Below are 13,615 nucleotides of genomic sequence, written 5' to 3' on the forward strand. Positions count from 1 at the left end.
ATGACGGTTGTCCAATCAACACGGCAGATAGATCTGCGTGAAAAATTGCTTACTGATGGAGCCCAAAGCCTCTCTGATGTGGAGTTATTAGCAGTTTTTATCAGCTCAGGAAATAGCAAACAATCATGTTTGCAATTAGCCTTCGATCTCATCAAACATTTAGGTGACTTGCGAGCAGTTCTCAATGCGGATCCCCAAAGCTTTAAAAAAGTACACGGATTAGGTGAAGTTCGTTACACTCAACTTCAGGCAGTAAAGGAAATATGCCGGCGTAGTGATTTCATTTACTTACAAAAAGAAATCCAGATAACGAACAGTAAACAAACCTATGCCTTTTTAAAAAAGAAAATGCGTGATTATAAAAATGAAACTTTTGCGGCACTTTTTCTTGATAATCAACACCGCATCATTGCTTATGAAGAATTGTTTTCCGGCACTATTAATTCAGCCACAGTTCATCCAAGACCAATAATTGAACGGGTTCTGCAACTCAATGCGGCAGCCCTAATTCTTGCTCACAATCATCCCTCAGGAGTTTCTGATGCCAGTCATCAGGACCTGGCAGTTACCCAACGAATCAAAGAGGCTTTGGAATTGGTGGACGCACGATTACTCGACCACATCATCATAGGTGATAATGAGGTGTACTCCATTATTGCTGAAAGTAAATCAGCATGTCATTAATTATGGAATCCGTACCGGATAACAACGCTTACTTATGATTTTTTTAAAAATTTTTTTAAGATTTATAGTATGTACCGATTATTGTTTACTGATTTCATTAGAAATCGCACGATTCAAGCCTGTTTTGCCATTTGTCTTTTCTTTGAGGTAGTCATATCAAACTCAATAAAACACACCCTGATTCTCTTTGGCCTGCCTTATTTAATCTCTATAGCCATGTATTATCGATATAAACCACCAAAAAATAGAGTCAAGGCCAGGATCAGTAAGCAATACGGCGATGCTGCATCACGTTATATTATTTTTATTAAAAGCAGGTAGGTATCTCATTCGAATTATGAGTATGATGGTACAAAAAACTAATTTCAGACAGCGATAATCAGCTATCAAGGTAAAATTGATGATTTGTCATAATACTGTCATAATTATTAAGTACTTATAAAAAATAATGGTAACCTCTCAACAACCCGGGAAAATTGAAAATCTCAGCATCGCACGGAGTGTACTTGGCATCCAGAAATCTGGTGCTAGAAAAGATACCTTGTTAACAAAGAATTTAGTACTGGCTCCCCAAACAAGTCACGGGAAGTCGAAAGGTCAACTGTCAACAGTCCCTAACAATATGGATATTAAACATTAGAGTAGAAAAGAATCTATGACGCTATCTTTCTTATTAGATGTGAAACGGAGCTGGGGAGCATTATCGACAATGCAATCGCCCGGATTTTACTGGATTAACAGTGACCGTCAAATAGATGCCGAGCTTTTTTGCCAAAAAATTATCACCGCTTTGCCTACAGATGCGCGGACTGCCCTAATTTTTCAAGGTGAAAAGCCCGAACTTCTCTTGAAAACCCCTGTTTCAGTTAAGAAACTGCCATTATTTAGCTTACCCGAAAAAAAAGCAGCTCTTTTACATTTGACCTCTGACCTGATGCGTTCATTAAAAACCAGGAAACGACTTTTTATTTTACTTACAAACTCCGTTTTCTGGCCAATTCTGTCCCAGGAAGAAATTCAACATTGGGTAAAAAAAACTCATGGATGGCTTAATTCTGAACAGAGCACCTTATTAATTCTTAATCAGGGTCCACATGCCGCCCAACTGAAAAACCAATTATCGTCACAGCATCGATTTTTAGATGGATTATCAAGACTACATTGGCAAGAGGACAGTCTGCAGTACGTCATTTCCTGGTGGGCTACAGAAAGTGGCTTAACGGCAAATCAAACATTTTCCATTCAAAAGGATGCATCAGACTGGATTATCCAGCCAAACGATCAACCACATTCCACGTTACTGTCACATGATGAATTTCTTTATCTTGCCGATAAGAGAGTTCTTGAAGGAGCCTCTCCTCCATCTGAGGATTGGCAATTGCTGGAAAATAATCAATTATTGGCCCAGAAAGCAGAACAGGCTCAGGCTGCCACGCTTATCTTTTCGCTGTCTGATAGCAATCAGATTAATGAACTTGCCCGACAAATTCATTATCTGAGGCGTCGGTGTGGTAATGCATTAAAAATAGTTATACGTGAAATGAGTAAGAGCATCCGTTATAGCGATGAACGATTGCTATTGGCTTGCGGCGCTAATTTATCCATTCCCCAAACAGTCCCCCTTCCCAAGTTCTTAACGATGGTCGAAAGCATGCAACAGCAGCGATTTGCTCGCTATGTGCAAGAGGACTTTAATTCTTTATTAAAAACGATACAACCTATAGAGCTAAAGGGCTATTTGCCAGTAAACGAATTTAGCCAGTCCGTACTGTCTCGAATGAACAATACCCTGCTGCCCGACAACGGTAAAGGAATCCTGGTCGCTTTAATACCAGAATCCGGTGTAGATGCAAATCAAGCACTTTCTCTTTGTGAATTAAAACGGTTAGGCGATATTGCCACAATCTGTGATAATCAGCTTTTTCTATTCCTCTCAACTTGTGCCACTAGCGACCTTGACCAAACGCTTAGTTTTATTTTTCAGCAACCGGTAAATATGATCTTTTCGAACCATGTGGCCTGGGATCTGGATTTGCAGATTATTACCGAAATAAAACAACTTGCTTCATACCATAATAAGTTGTTGAATGAAGGGGTAACATCATCTAAACCAGGAGAAAGTGCGATGGAAGAGTCTGCGCCCAAGGTAGTTGCAAGACACACTCCTGAGTGTATTACCCTGTCTACCAATATTGAACAAGGAAAATAATCCATGCAGCTGACTGATATTATTCAAATCATTTTGTTTTCTGCAGTGTTCTTTTTTCTACTTGGCTATACGCTCCGATCTCCATTGCAACGCGGATTAAAAGCCATAAAAAACCATCTTTTAAAACCACGATATTTAAAAGCCTCAGGTTTCCTGTCAGGTAAAAATACTTCAACGGTAAAGAAAAATAATGATTAATACGTCACAAATACAGGAAACTCCAAATATTTGGAGGAATTGGAGAGGTCTTGGGGGATGGAACTACTATTTTCTATTAAAATTTGCACTTTTGTGGTATGGATATCTGGATTTTCATCCCTTTCTTAACCTGGTCTTTTTAACCTTTCTCCTGTTCCCACTTCCTAAACAATTTTTGCATCGATGCCGAAATTGGCTGGCTATACCGATCGGATTTGCTTTGTTCTACCATGATACCTGGCTACCGAATATTCACAGCATCATGAGTCAAGGTTCTGGTGTGCTGCAATTCAGCTCCCATTATCTTCTTGAGCTGGTCATCCGCTTTATTAACTGGAACATGATAGGCGCAGCCTTTATTTTGTTGGTTGCTTACCTCTTTTTATCGCAATGGATACGCATCACTACCTTTACAGTAATCGCAATATGCTGGCTCAACATACTTACTATCCAAGGTCCAGCATACCGACTACTCCCAGTAACGAGCAAGGCTCCATTGAATCAAAGTCAATCACTTACCAACGATAAACCCAATACGACGGGACAAGATACCAATCTACCGCCCACCAATGATAATCTAAATACTTATCTGAATAAATTTTATAAAGAGGAAAAAACAAAACGTACCAAATTCCCCGCATCCTTGCCTGCAGACGCTCAACCTTTTGATATATTGATCATCCATATCTGCTCTCTGGCCTGGACTGATTTAGACGCGGTGCATTTAAAAAATCATCCGCTGTGGAGCAAATTAGATATCTTGTTTAATAAATTTAATTCAGCTGCTTCTTACAGTGCCCCAGCAGGAATACGCTTGTTACGTGCCAGCTGCGGTCAACCATCACACACTGACCTCTATAGCCCAGTCGCGCAGGATTGTTATTTAATGGATAATTTGGCAAAACTTGGTTTTACCCCGCAGCTGATGATGGATCATAATGGAATTTATGGCAATTTTCTCGCGCAGTTGCGTCAATATGGTAATGTACAGCATGTACCGTTAATGTCACAAATTGGTATTACTCAATCAATGATAGAGTTTGATGGCAGCCCTCTTTTTAGTAACGATGAATTGCTTAATCGCTGGCTTAAAGAAAAATCAAAACCTGGGGATCGAAGCGCTACTTACTACAATATAATCACATTACATGACGGTAACCGCTCTCTGAAGGACAGTAAATCAGTGCCTTATGAAAATCTGGCAACTCATTTGCTTGATCAACTGGTTGATTTTTTGGCAACATTAGAACGATCAGGTCGTAAAGTAGTCGTGATAATTATACCTGAACACGGTGCCAACCTTACTGGTGATAAATTACAAATGCCAGGTTTGCGGGATATACTGATATGGGTCCGCATGTCTGGAACAAAATTAAGGAAAAATAAGAGCTATTCATCCATCATTTATAGTTAAAAATTCACTCAAATTAACCTATTTAAACCTACTCAATACCGTATGAATAGTGATTGCTACTACGAATTGTCTTAGGTCATTTTACCACAACTCTATCAGAATGACTTATCCACAAGTCCACAGGTCAGGAGAGCTTCACTTTCTCGTATAGGCCTGTGGGCCTTGTGGGTAAGTCATGACGCTCTCATTTAGGGTTTATGGTCTTTTCCGGCCATAATACACCTCTGCGGGCGTTAAATAATTAAAGGACTGGTGAAGCCTTCGGTTATTATAATACTCAAAATACTCCGTTAAGGCCAGCTCAACCTCTTCAATTGTATCAAAATCATACCGGTAGATTTTTTCTTGCTTAACACTACGCCACAATCGCTCGATAAATATATTATCTAAATAACGTCCTCGCCCATCCATGCTGATAGAAATGTGGTGAGATTTTAGCGTATTTATCCAATCTTTTGAGGTAAATTGAGAACCCTGATCCGTGTTAAAGATCTCACAACGCGAATGCAGCAAAGCGTTTCTAAGCGCCTCAATACAAAATTCAGCCTCCATAGTAGGTGAAATAGCCCATCCAATCACATAACGACTATACCAGTCCATAATAGCTACTAAATACACATGCTTTCCTTTCATGCGGATGTAGGTGATATCTGCGGCCCAAACCTGATTTGGTTTGGTGATATCCACCTCTTTTAATAAATAAGGGAACACCTCATGCTCCTTATTGGGAACGCTTGTATTTGGCTTTGGGTAAACAGTCGATAACCCCATCATTTCCATCAACTTTTTTACTCGACGTTTACCAACAGGATAGCCTACTTCTTTTGACAGCCATCTTGCCCGCTTAATTTTACCTTCACATGGATACTGCAGATAGTGCTCATCAAGTAGCGCCATAAGCGCTTCATCTTCGACAGAAATGGGCTTGGCACTATAATAATAACTTGAAACAGGCAAGTCTAATAGCAAGCATTGTTCACGAATGGTGAGCTCGGCAAGAGGATCAATCATGACGCGCTTTTCATCCAGACTAAAGTTCATGCTTTTTTTTTAGCCAAGATAGCTGCGCTTGAAGTCGACCAATTTCTTGATATAATGCCTCAACAAGCTGCTCTTGGGACTTGGCTTCTTTTTCATTAGCCCCAGAGAATAAATCGTTAATGGCTTTGATGGCCGATTGCTTCCAAGTTTTTACCTGCGTTGCGTGAACACCGTATTCACTGGTAATTTGCGCTTGTGTGAGTTTCCCCTCAATCGCAGCTAGCGTTATTTTTGCCTTCTTGGCCGCCGTATAATAAGCTCGCTTTTTAGACATTTTATTCTCCTCTTTGTATTAAGAAGAATAGCTCTTAAAAAACCTTTTTTTGTGTCCAGAAAACCGCGCCTATATTATACCTAGCCCTGCAATTACTCATATCCCTGTTGGAATAAAATTGATTGGCTTGAAATCAAGCAATCAAAATGGAGCGCTGCAAATCAATACTCCCAGCAGTTACCTTGCAATTTCAGAATTAATAGCACGCTTGCTCGATGGAAAGATATTTAATCAGTCCCCTCTCAATTTACAAGAGCTAACCAACAAATTACCACAAACTGCTGTGGTTTCAGAAAATGAAGGGATTATCTTAATAGATTATCTGGGCATGCCTTATATCTTGCTAAAGGGGGATTCAAAGTGGATACCTTATCCACAATCCTCTCCTACCCCGGCAAAAAATATTCCTGTAAAGTAGTTTTTTTCGAATACAGGCCTGTCAAGCCATAGCCGTCAAGCCTAGTTGCTTGACGACCAACATCCGCGAAACAGGAGTGGCAGGCTGCAAAAAAATTATCGCAGAGGTCTATCTAATCACGAGTAACTGGGGGACTCGCTTGAGCTCGAATTGAGATTCGATGGGGTGTCCTGTGGTTTTTGGGGATTTGAAAAAAAAGAATTCTGGATTAATTGACTGCAGTGTTGACGATAGCCTTCTGATGCAAATATATTTTTTTGGAATTTGTTCAAATCAACTAATTTAATTTGTGAGCCTGATTCAACTAAGGCAATAAACTTGCTATCAAGAGGACCCTCATAAAAATTGCCTAACTCCGCCCATATTTTTTGTTGAGATGAATCTTTAATACCCCCCCATATGGGCATAATATTTTCCTGCAGCCTGGCGAGTAACCCCATTAATATTTGATACTCCTTTGCTGTTTTAGGGTGAGTTAATTTTTCTAAATAGTCCATGGCTAAATGATTGATCTCCTTATTTTTTCTATCTTCAATTGCAAATTCCAATGCGCGTTCAAGGCTAATAAATTCATTAGCTCTTGGCTCATAAATAAATATTTTTCCAGATTCAAATTCATACAACCATCCATGGATGGTCAATTTATTATTTGCTAATTTCTTCGCAATCCCAGGGTATGTTTTTAAATGTTCTATTTGCTGCAAGATATTTTGTTTGGTCGCGATTGATAGCTTTTCCTCAGCATCTTTCAGGAGCTCTGTATGATCGTCATGCATTTTTTGTAACACTGAAGCTGAATGATCAAGCCAGGATGCTACAGCAGGTAAACGCTTGGCTATATCAGGGGTCAATAAACCTTTCATTGCCCCACACTGAGAATGACCGCAGACAATAATGTCCTTTATGTTTAGTTCACTTAAGGCAAATTCAATAGCTGCTGCTTCGCTGGACTGCGAAGGAGCTGGAGGAATAATATTCCCTATATTGCGAATGACAAAAAGCTCTCCTGGTTTAGCCTGAGTAATAAGACCGGGATTTATCCGAGAATCCGCACAGGTTATAAAAAGAGTCTCAGGATCTTGCCCTTTACCCAGTTGTTCAAAAAGGCTTTGCATTTTGACATAAGGTTTTTTATTGAATTTGAGCACCCCAAGCATCAGTTTAATTAACATCGAATTACACCTCATTAGTTTTTAAACGTAAATTGAAAAATAAAGTATACGAACCTTATAAATCCACATTATCGTAAATTTGTTTTTCAAATTTGTAAAGGGTATTTAATATTTACGCAGGAAATGTAACGGATTGATGAGGATTATTCATGAAATGAAGGATTAAACTCCCCCCATCTGTGAGGTTGAATTTCATGACGAAAATTTTTGGGTAAACATTATTTATACCAGTAATATTTTTTATCAAAGGGATAGCCGGGCAAGACCAGCTTTTGTTGATTCTTATCTTGTACATAAATGGCTTGCCAGTTAACGTCAACACCTGCCATGAACTGTTTTGCAAGATGATCGAGTGTTTTGCGATTTTCGCCTGGCATATTGAGATGAACGCCACTGTCTGTATTTGAGAGAATTTTTATCTGGTTATAATCACCTGCTCTGAAGGTTTGCAGTTTCGCTATTAATTCTTTGTGGCTATTAATAATAAAAGCCTGACGATAATTAAAATGGCTTCTTCCACACGCCGCTAAGTAGCATAATGAAGATAATGCTATCTCGGGATGCCGTGCGAGCCACTTCAGATAATCAGTCGCGTAACGTTGCAATGACTCGATGTTTTTCGCTGATAAAAGAAATAACGAGGGACCTTCAATATCGAAATGAACATTTTTTAGGACCGGTGCTTCTTCAACAATGACATGAATATTGGTCCCGGCCAGGCTGTAATTATTAATAGCAGCCCGCAAAGGCTGATTATTAATTCGCTGCCACGATTTTTTTTCCAGTGATATTTTCAGGCTGTCGTCATTTACAATACCGCTGTCAGCACACAGCTCCTGTAAATGCAAATGCGCCGGAATAGTTTGATGGTGCATGGATAAAATCACTTTCACAAGGCTGGCAATGCCGGAAGCATATTCCAGATAACCAATATTGGTTTTTACCGCACCGACATAACAGGTATTCCTTTTATTACGATTTCGAGCATAACAGTCTGCAATAACCCGCAATTCGTTGGCATCATTAGCTACTGTACCAAAGCCATGCGCCTCTACATAATTGATCGTTTGTGCATCACATTTTGCAGCCTGCAACGCCTCCTTAATCACTGTTTGTCTTGAGTGTTCTGTTGGATGAGCAAAATCGGATCGCAAGCCGTCCTGATTCATGGCACTGCCACGGATAATCGCCATAATGTTATCCCCGTCATTCAAGGCATCGTCCAGACGTTTTAAAATAACAACAGCACAGCCCTCAGACCGAACATACCCATCAGCATTCGCATCAAAACTTCGGCATCGGCTGCTGGGTGATAATATCCACCCCTGTGATAACGCGAGGTTATTAAAAGGCGCTCCAAGAAAATTAACACCGCTGACCAGTGCCATCGGTATTTCACCTTGCTGCAGGTGCTGACAGGCGGTATGAAGTGCGACAAAGGAAGAGGCGCAAGTTGAATTAAACGTGTATGACGGTCCAGTAAAGCCATAAAAACCGGAAATTCTTGCCGCTGAAAGCCCTAAATCATTATGAAGAAGAAAATTAAAGTCGAGAAAATCCAGATTATCCGCATCATGCAGCTGCGCGAGCGCATATTCAAGGCTGCCAATACCGAGATAAACACCAACCTTTTCTTTGCGGTACCGTTCCGGAACCAGACAACCGCTTTCAAAAGCCTGCCAACTGACTTCCAGAATCATTCGTTGCTGAGGATCCAGGGTTTTCGCCCGTTCTTTTGAAATGCTAAAAAAGCCGGCGTCAAAATATTCAATGTTCTTTACAAAGCCACCTTGTTTCTGATAAGTCTTTCCCAGAGTTCCAAAATGCTCATCATAGTATTTAATGATATCCCAGCGGCTAGCCGGGATATCACTAATAGCATCAACTCCCTCTTCCAAAAGTTGCCAGAATTCATCAATATTATCCGCTCCAGGCAGCTTACATCCCATGCCAACGACAGCAATCGCTGTTTTAGGATAATCAGATTCAGGCATAGAAAATGTCCCCTGTGACAAAATCCGCTTCGTCTGACATCAAATAGAGCAGATAAAAAATTATTTCATCAATTAAAGCACTATTTTCTGGATAATAAAGTGCATTACAGTAAATGTTCTTTTGACCGTACTCTTTGCCAATACTGCGACAAAAAGCATGTAAGGCTGATTTTAACACCAGCGGATAACCTGCGGTAGAATTTGCGGCCAAAAAACAAATCTTGCCACCTTCACCACGGTATAAATAATCATCGATCGCCATCTGTGCCGCGATAAATGATTGTTTTAACCTTGCCATGACTTTGTCATCCCAGTCGGGAACAGTCATGCTCATAATGGCAACATTATCCTTGGGAAGCTCAGGCAAGGCTATAATCAAGCCGTCAAAGCGCTCCTTTTTTTGAATTTTTTGTTCGAAAAGCGGGTGAATATCCTCAATTCCTGTAACCTTTTCAGCTAAAATGGAAAATTTAGACAAAGCTCCTAGCCAGTCCTGGGGTGGATTCAAAAAATAGATCGTCTTATCGTCAACACTAAGATGCTCTCTCATACTTCCCTTTTTAAAACTATCGCTGAGTTGATACCGCCAAAACCAAAAGAGTTTGATAAAGCATAGTCAATTTTCCTTTCACGGGCTTGATGGGGAACAAAATCCAGATCAAGTTCCGGATCGGGATTATCGAGGTTTATTGTTGGATGAATAATACCCTCTCTCATCTGCATCACTGTGGCCACACATTCCATCAGGCTGGCTGCCAGCAGACAATGGCCAATCATTGATTTGGTTGAATTGACCAACAGGTGATCATAAGCATGCTGACCAAAAACCTGTTTAATGGACTCTACTTCCTTACGATCGCCAATGGGTGTCGATGTCGCATGGGCGTTAACATAATCTATTGCTTCCGGCTTAACCCCAGCTCTGTCCAGCGCTTCTTTGATAACCCGGGCCTGACCTTCCTTACTGGGCTTGGCGAGCCTTGAGGCATCCGAATTACAACTGGCGCTCATCAATTCACAATAAATCCTGGCGTCACGTTGTTTTGCACTTTCATCACTCTCTAACATCACCGCTGCCGACCCTTGGGCAGGAGCGAAACCTTCCCTCAATAAATCAAAAGGTCGGCTGGCTTTCTCAGGTTGATCGTTAAAGCTTTTGTAGCTCAGAGCATCAAAAATAGCCCAACCCTGAAGACAAACTGGATCCAAATCAGAGGCGGCCGCTGACACCATCACCCTTTCTGCCCGGCCGGAACGAATCAGATCAAAGGCTGTCATTAACGCAAGATTACCACTAGCACAGGCACCGCCAACAATATACGAGGTTCCATGAATGTTGAGAATTTCGTTACTAACAGCCATTACATCGGTGTCCAAAGCTGTTAATCCATAAAGCGGCTCGATGTATTCAGGTTCTTCAGCATAGGTCAGAACGTTGTTATAAATAAAGCGGGCATTAATATTATGACCGGCCATGATGTGACCTGTATCGTAGCCGTCAAAATCTTCATGATGAAGACCGCTGTCAATAAAAGCCTGCATAACAGCACAGGATGTTATTCGACCTGAGTACGGTGTATACCGAAGTAATTTTTTACAGCGCTGTACCATTTCTTGAGGGAAAATCTGGCTGTAATCCTGTAAATATTGATTAAAGTCAAAATCGGACAAATCACCGCCAATTTTGGAATAACAACGAGAATCCATATTGTTCCATTTACTGATACCGGATTTACCAGATATAAGATTCTGAAAATAGTCCTTCAGATTAAAACCCAAACAGGAAATAACCCCCATCCCGGTTATTAATACCCTTCGGGATGTCTGATTGTTGTTACTCATCATGAATCCTTTTGAGCATGTTCTTCAAATAAGCTCACTAAATCACCAAGATTTTTTGCCTTGCCCAGCTCAGTTCGAGGAATTTTAATTTCCAGTTTACGCATTGATCTGGATACCACTTCAACAATTTCCAGGGAATCGGCGCCAAAATCATTCATGCTGTCTTCTTCGGTGATCTCTTTGCCCTCCGCGCCATCGATCACGCTGTGAATGTTTTGCTTGATAACAGAAAATATCTCTTCTCTATTCATGAAGTTTCTCCTTGCTAAGCTAATCCCCTTAATGCAACTATAGAGCACAACCTTCCATTTTGCACACATTGACCAACTATTGACACGAACAGTCCCTCTTCAAAGCTCCTAACCCTAAGCTCAATCAGACCTGAAGGATGTATTTCGTCAATGAATTTTGCCGCATGAATATGAGACAAAAAAACCGCCTCCTCCGCTGAGGGGTTTATCTGCTGTACTTTTAATTTGTGCAGCAGCATGCCGGCTTGTCCCACTGCTTCTACCTGCAAAACACCCGGAAAAACAGGAAAACCAGGAAAATGACCTGCCAGGAAGACATCTGCGCGTTTTAAATCATAGCAGGCCAGCAGACTGTTATGCGCTATATCAACCTGTCTGACTTCATCGAGCAGCAACATGTGTTCACGATGAGGCAGGAGAGCTTCAATCTCTTTTTTGAGCATCGTCTCTGTATCTGTGCGTACAGGGAAGGTTAATATTTTTTTTTCCATAGCCTGAAAGGCCTGTTCTGCTTCTGGTTCCAGTTTCCAGTGCATCGTGATCCCCTGTTTATCAGCAATCCGTCAAATATGAAATGGGACTGATCACTGAACTGCCGTTATCAACGGTTATAATCTGGCCGTTAACCGAGTCCATTAAGCCAGAACAAAGCGCCAGACAAACCTTTGCCAGCTCTTCAGGTGCTACAAACAGTTCTGGCCTCTTATGATACAATGTCTTAATCACTTCCTCGCCAAAGGTTTGCGTTGAGCTGTCGGTCACCATCATTCCCGGTCGCAATGCATTAATTTTGCTACCAAATTTTTCCAGTCTTAGCGCCAGATATTTACAAAGCGTCTCCAATACTGCTTTCGAAACACCAGCCATCTCATATCCAGGATGGCAAACATCAGCGCCGTCACTGGAAATGGCAAGGACATATTTGGGGTAATAATCAAACACCTCTTTGCATCCAAGGATTAAATCCACCATCGGCCAGGCGGAATAATTAATTGATAACTCCAGGGTTTTTCGCTTTAAATTACTGATGTCCTGTATAATTTGTGAAAATGCAACATTACTGACCACGATATCAAGATCACATTCTTTTTCTTTAATAATTTTCATCAACTGAAGATTATCTTCCTGACTGCTAACATCACTTTGGATGATATAAGGCGGCTTGACGTTTGCGTCTAAAAAGTCTTTGCATAGATCTTTTTCATCGACACTACCCCATTTATGAGTTACAAAAACAATCGCACCTACTTTTGAGAAAGCTATTGCAATGGCTTTGCCAAGCCCTTTTGTACCGCCAGTTATCAAAACTTTCTGATTTACCAGACCAGGTATTTCCATAACCTTCTCCCTTCAAATTATATTACAGCTCCCGCAAATAGTGCTCATTGATCATTTTCTGCGTTTCCGGATCAGCAAACAGGAACCGATGCATTTTGATTTCTTCGTCCAGAACTGGCTTTAGATTTTTTAGACGACGCCCACTTAATTTTCCCTTTAATAAAGTTAAAGCAGCACGGGAATTCATGGCAATATTTTTAGCCAGTTCCAGAGATGCACTGGCTATCTCCGCTTTGGGCATGATTTCAATAGTGCAACCTGGAAAGGATTTAAATTCCTGCCCCTTATATAACTGGCCGCCAAAAAGCATTTTTCGACCTATATAGGGTCCAAATGCATCCGTAACGGCTTGTGTTGAACCCATTCCCGGGGTGAATCCCATGGAAATAAAATTGGCGCCATACAGGCTTTCTTCAGCCATCATTGCCATATCGCACAACAACCCCAGAATCAGTCCACCGCCAATCCCATGCCCTTCCATAGAGGCAATAGTTGGCACTTTAATGTTAAGGATAGCCTCTGGAATTTCTATGACGCAGCTGGGTAAGGTATCCGTTTGTTGCAGTGCGTCCTGACTGGCTCCAGCAGAAAAATAAGCCAATGTTCCGCACATAATAACGACAGCGATTTTGTCATCATGATTTATTTCCTCAACAATCGGCTTCAACTGCTGGAAAAATGCCTGATCAATATAGGGGTTGTCTTCTGTGGCAACATATAATTTGACAATATTTTCAGCGATTCGCTCCAGCTTCATGGCTTCACCTCTTTTTTAAGTCT

Annotated in this window: 15 protein-coding genes; 5 read left to right on the top strand and 10 right to left on the bottom strand. The window is 40.9% G+C overall.

Annotated elements, in window-relative coordinates; genetic code table 11:
- The 4 genes from radC to bcsG (HRS36_RS14920) all read left to right on the top strand — a co-directional run bounded on the left by radC (position 1) and on the right by bcsG (HRS36_RS14920) (position 4,505).
- Positions 1-684 carry a RadC family protein gene (gene radC / locus HRS36_RS14905; RefSeq protein WP_173237900.1) on the top strand — a complete coding sequence of 228 codons (684 nt, stop codon included), beginning with the start codon at positions 1-3 and terminating at the stop codon, positions 682-684.
- Positions 685-1,339: 655 nt separating this feature from the next.
- Complete coding sequence (gene bcsE, locus HRS36_RS14910; RefSeq protein ID WP_173237901.1) at positions 1,340-2,893, top strand: cellulose biosynthesis protein BcsE; 1,554 nt, start codon at positions 1,340-1,342, stop codon at positions 2,891-2,893.
- A gap of 3 nt (positions 2,894-2,896) precedes the next feature.
- Complete coding sequence (gene bcsF, locus HRS36_RS14915; protein WP_173237902.1) at positions 2,897-3,091, top strand: cellulose biosynthesis protein BcsF; 195 nt, start codon at positions 2,897-2,899, stop codon at positions 3,089-3,091.
- Positions 3,084-4,505 (top strand): cellulose biosynthesis protein BcsG, encoded by a 1,422-nt coding sequence (gene bcsG, locus HRS36_RS14920; protein ID WP_173237903.1) that lies wholly within the window; start codon positions 3,084-3,086, stop codon positions 4,503-4,505. Before bcsF ends, bcsG (HRS36_RS14920) begins: the two co-directional genes overlap by 8 nt.
- Before the next feature lie 195 nt (positions 4,506-4,700).
- Here the strand turns inward: bcsG (HRS36_RS14920) and HRS36_RS14925 are convergent, their stop codons facing one another.
- Both HRS36_RS14925 and HRS36_RS14930 read right to left on the bottom strand, forming a co-directional pair.
- A complete protein-coding gene (locus tag HRS36_RS14925; protein ID WP_173235473.1) occupies positions 4,701-5,546 on the bottom strand; it encodes an IS3 family transposase in 846 nt (281 codons plus the stop codon).
- Positions 5,536-5,820 (bottom strand): transposase, encoded by a 285-nt coding sequence (locus tag HRS36_RS14930; RefSeq protein ID WP_173235475.1) that lies wholly within the window; start codon positions 5,818-5,820, stop codon positions 5,536-5,538. Before HRS36_RS14930 ends, HRS36_RS14925 begins: the two co-directional genes overlap by 11 nt.
- 118 nt (positions 5,821-5,938) lie before the next feature.
- Here HRS36_RS14930 and bcsG (HRS36_RS14935) point away from each other — a divergent pair, with 118 nt between their 5' ends.
- Complete coding sequence (bcsG, locus tag HRS36_RS14935) at positions 5,939-6,238, top strand: cellulose biosynthesis protein BcsG (protein ID WP_267313911.1); 300 nt, start codon at positions 5,939-5,941, stop codon at positions 6,236-6,238.
- Between the two features lie 116 nt (positions 6,239-6,354).
- Here the strand turns inward: bcsG (HRS36_RS14935) and HRS36_RS14940 are convergent, their stop codons facing one another.
- The 8 genes from HRS36_RS14940 to HRS36_RS14975 form a co-directional block, all read right to left on the bottom strand.
- Positions 6,355-7,410 carry a carbonic anhydrase gene (locus HRS36_RS14940; RefSeq protein WP_173237905.1) on the bottom strand — a complete coding sequence of 352 codons (1,056 nt, stop codon included), beginning with the start codon at positions 7,408-7,410 and terminating at the stop codon, positions 6,355-6,357.
- 218 nt (positions 7,411-7,628) lie between these two features.
- Positions 7,629-9,404 (bottom strand): type I polyketide synthase, encoded by a 1,776-nt coding sequence (locus HRS36_RS14945; protein ID WP_173237906.1) that lies wholly within the window; start codon positions 9,402-9,404, stop codon positions 7,629-7,631.
- A complete protein-coding gene (locus HRS36_RS14950) occupies positions 9,397-9,954 on the bottom strand; it encodes an SDR family oxidoreductase (protein WP_173237907.1) in 558 nt (185 codons plus the stop codon). The genes HRS36_RS14945 and HRS36_RS14950 overlap by 8 nt, the downstream gene beginning before the upstream one ends.
- Positions 9,951-11,183: a beta-ketoacyl-[acyl-carrier-protein] synthase family protein gene (locus tag HRS36_RS14955; protein WP_173237908.1), complete on the bottom strand. Its 1,233-nt coding sequence runs from the start codon at positions 11,181-11,183 to the stop codon at positions 9,951-9,953. The genes HRS36_RS14950 and HRS36_RS14955 overlap by 4 nt, the downstream gene beginning before the upstream one ends.
- A gap of 62 nt (positions 11,184-11,245) precedes the next feature.
- Positions 11,246-11,497 (bottom strand): phosphopantetheine-binding protein, encoded by a 252-nt coding sequence (locus HRS36_RS14960; RefSeq protein ID WP_173237909.1) that lies wholly within the window; start codon positions 11,495-11,497, stop codon positions 11,246-11,248.
- Positions 11,498-11,511: 14 nt separating this feature from the next.
- Complete coding sequence (locus tag HRS36_RS14965) at positions 11,512-12,033, bottom strand: 3-hydroxyacyl-ACP dehydratase FabZ family protein (RefSeq protein ID WP_173237910.1); 522 nt, start codon at positions 12,031-12,033, stop codon at positions 11,512-11,514.
- Positions 12,034-12,049: 16 nt separating this feature from the next.
- Positions 12,050-12,835, bottom strand: coding sequence for an SDR family oxidoreductase (locus HRS36_RS14970; RefSeq protein ID WP_173237911.1), 786 nt, complete (start codon positions 12,833-12,835; stop codon positions 12,050-12,052).
- 22 nt (positions 12,836-12,857) lie between these two features.
- On the bottom strand, positions 12,858-13,592 hold the full coding sequence (locus tag HRS36_RS14975; protein ID WP_173237912.1) for a polyketide synthase: 735 nt from the start codon (positions 13,590-13,592) through the stop codon (positions 12,858-12,860).
- Positions 13,593-13,615: the final 23 nt, after the last annotated feature.

The organism is Legionella antarctica (genome assembly GCF_011764505.1).
Lineage (GTDB): Bacteria > Pseudomonadota > Gammaproteobacteria > Legionellales > Legionellaceae > Legionella > Legionella antarctica.

What these genes read in the sequence shown, in the direction of transcription:
- radC (WP_173237900.1), top strand. Translation starts at nt 1, where the DNA reads ATGACGGTTGTCCAATCAACACGGCAGATAGATCTGCGTGAAAAATTG.
- bcsE (WP_173237901.1), top strand. Translation starts at nt 1,340, where the DNA reads ATGACGCTATCTTTCTTATTAGATGTGAAACGGAGCTGGGGAGCATTA.
- bcsF (WP_173237902.1), top strand. Translation starts at nt 2,897, where the DNA reads ATGCAGCTGACTGATATTATTCAAATCATTTTGTTTTCTGCAGTGTTC.
- bcsG (WP_173237903.1), top strand. Translation starts at nt 3,084, where the DNA reads ATGATTAATACGTCACAAATACAGGAAACTCCAAATATTTGGAGGAAT.
- HRS36_RS14925 (WP_173235473.1), bottom strand. Translation starts at nt 5,546, where the DNA reads ATGAACTTTAGTCTGGATGAAAAGCGCGTCATGATTGATCCTCTTGCC.
- HRS36_RS14930 (WP_173235475.1), bottom strand. Translation starts at nt 5,820, where the DNA reads ATGTCTAAAAAGCGAGCTTATTATACGGCGGCCAAGAAGGCAAAAATA.
- HRS36_RS14940 (WP_173237905.1), bottom strand. Translation starts at nt 7,410, where the DNA reads ATGTTAATTAAACTGATGCTTGGGGTGCTCAAATTCAATAAAAAACCT.
- HRS36_RS14945 (WP_173237906.1), bottom strand. Translation starts at nt 9,404, where the DNA reads ATGCCTGAATCTGATTATCCTAAAACAGCGATTGCTGTCGTTGGCATG.
- HRS36_RS14950 (WP_173237907.1), bottom strand. Translation starts at nt 9,954, where the DNA reads ATGAGAGAGCATCTTAGTGTTGACGATAAGACGATCTATTTTTTGAAT.
- HRS36_RS14960 (WP_173237909.1), bottom strand. Translation starts at nt 11,497, where the DNA reads ATGAATAGAGAAGAGATATTTTCTGTTATCAAGCAAAACATTCACAGC.
- HRS36_RS14965 (WP_173237910.1), bottom strand. Translation starts at nt 12,033, where the DNA reads ATGCACTGGAAACTGGAACCAGAAGCAGAACAGGCCTTTCAGGCTATG.
- HRS36_RS14970 (WP_173237911.1), bottom strand. Translation starts at nt 12,835, where the DNA reads ATGGAAATACCTGGTCTGGTAAATCAGAAAGTTTTGATAACTGGCGGT.
- HRS36_RS14975 (WP_173237912.1), bottom strand. Translation starts at nt 13,592, where the DNA reads ATGAAGCTGGAGCGAATCGCTGAAAATATTGTCAAATTATATGTTGCC.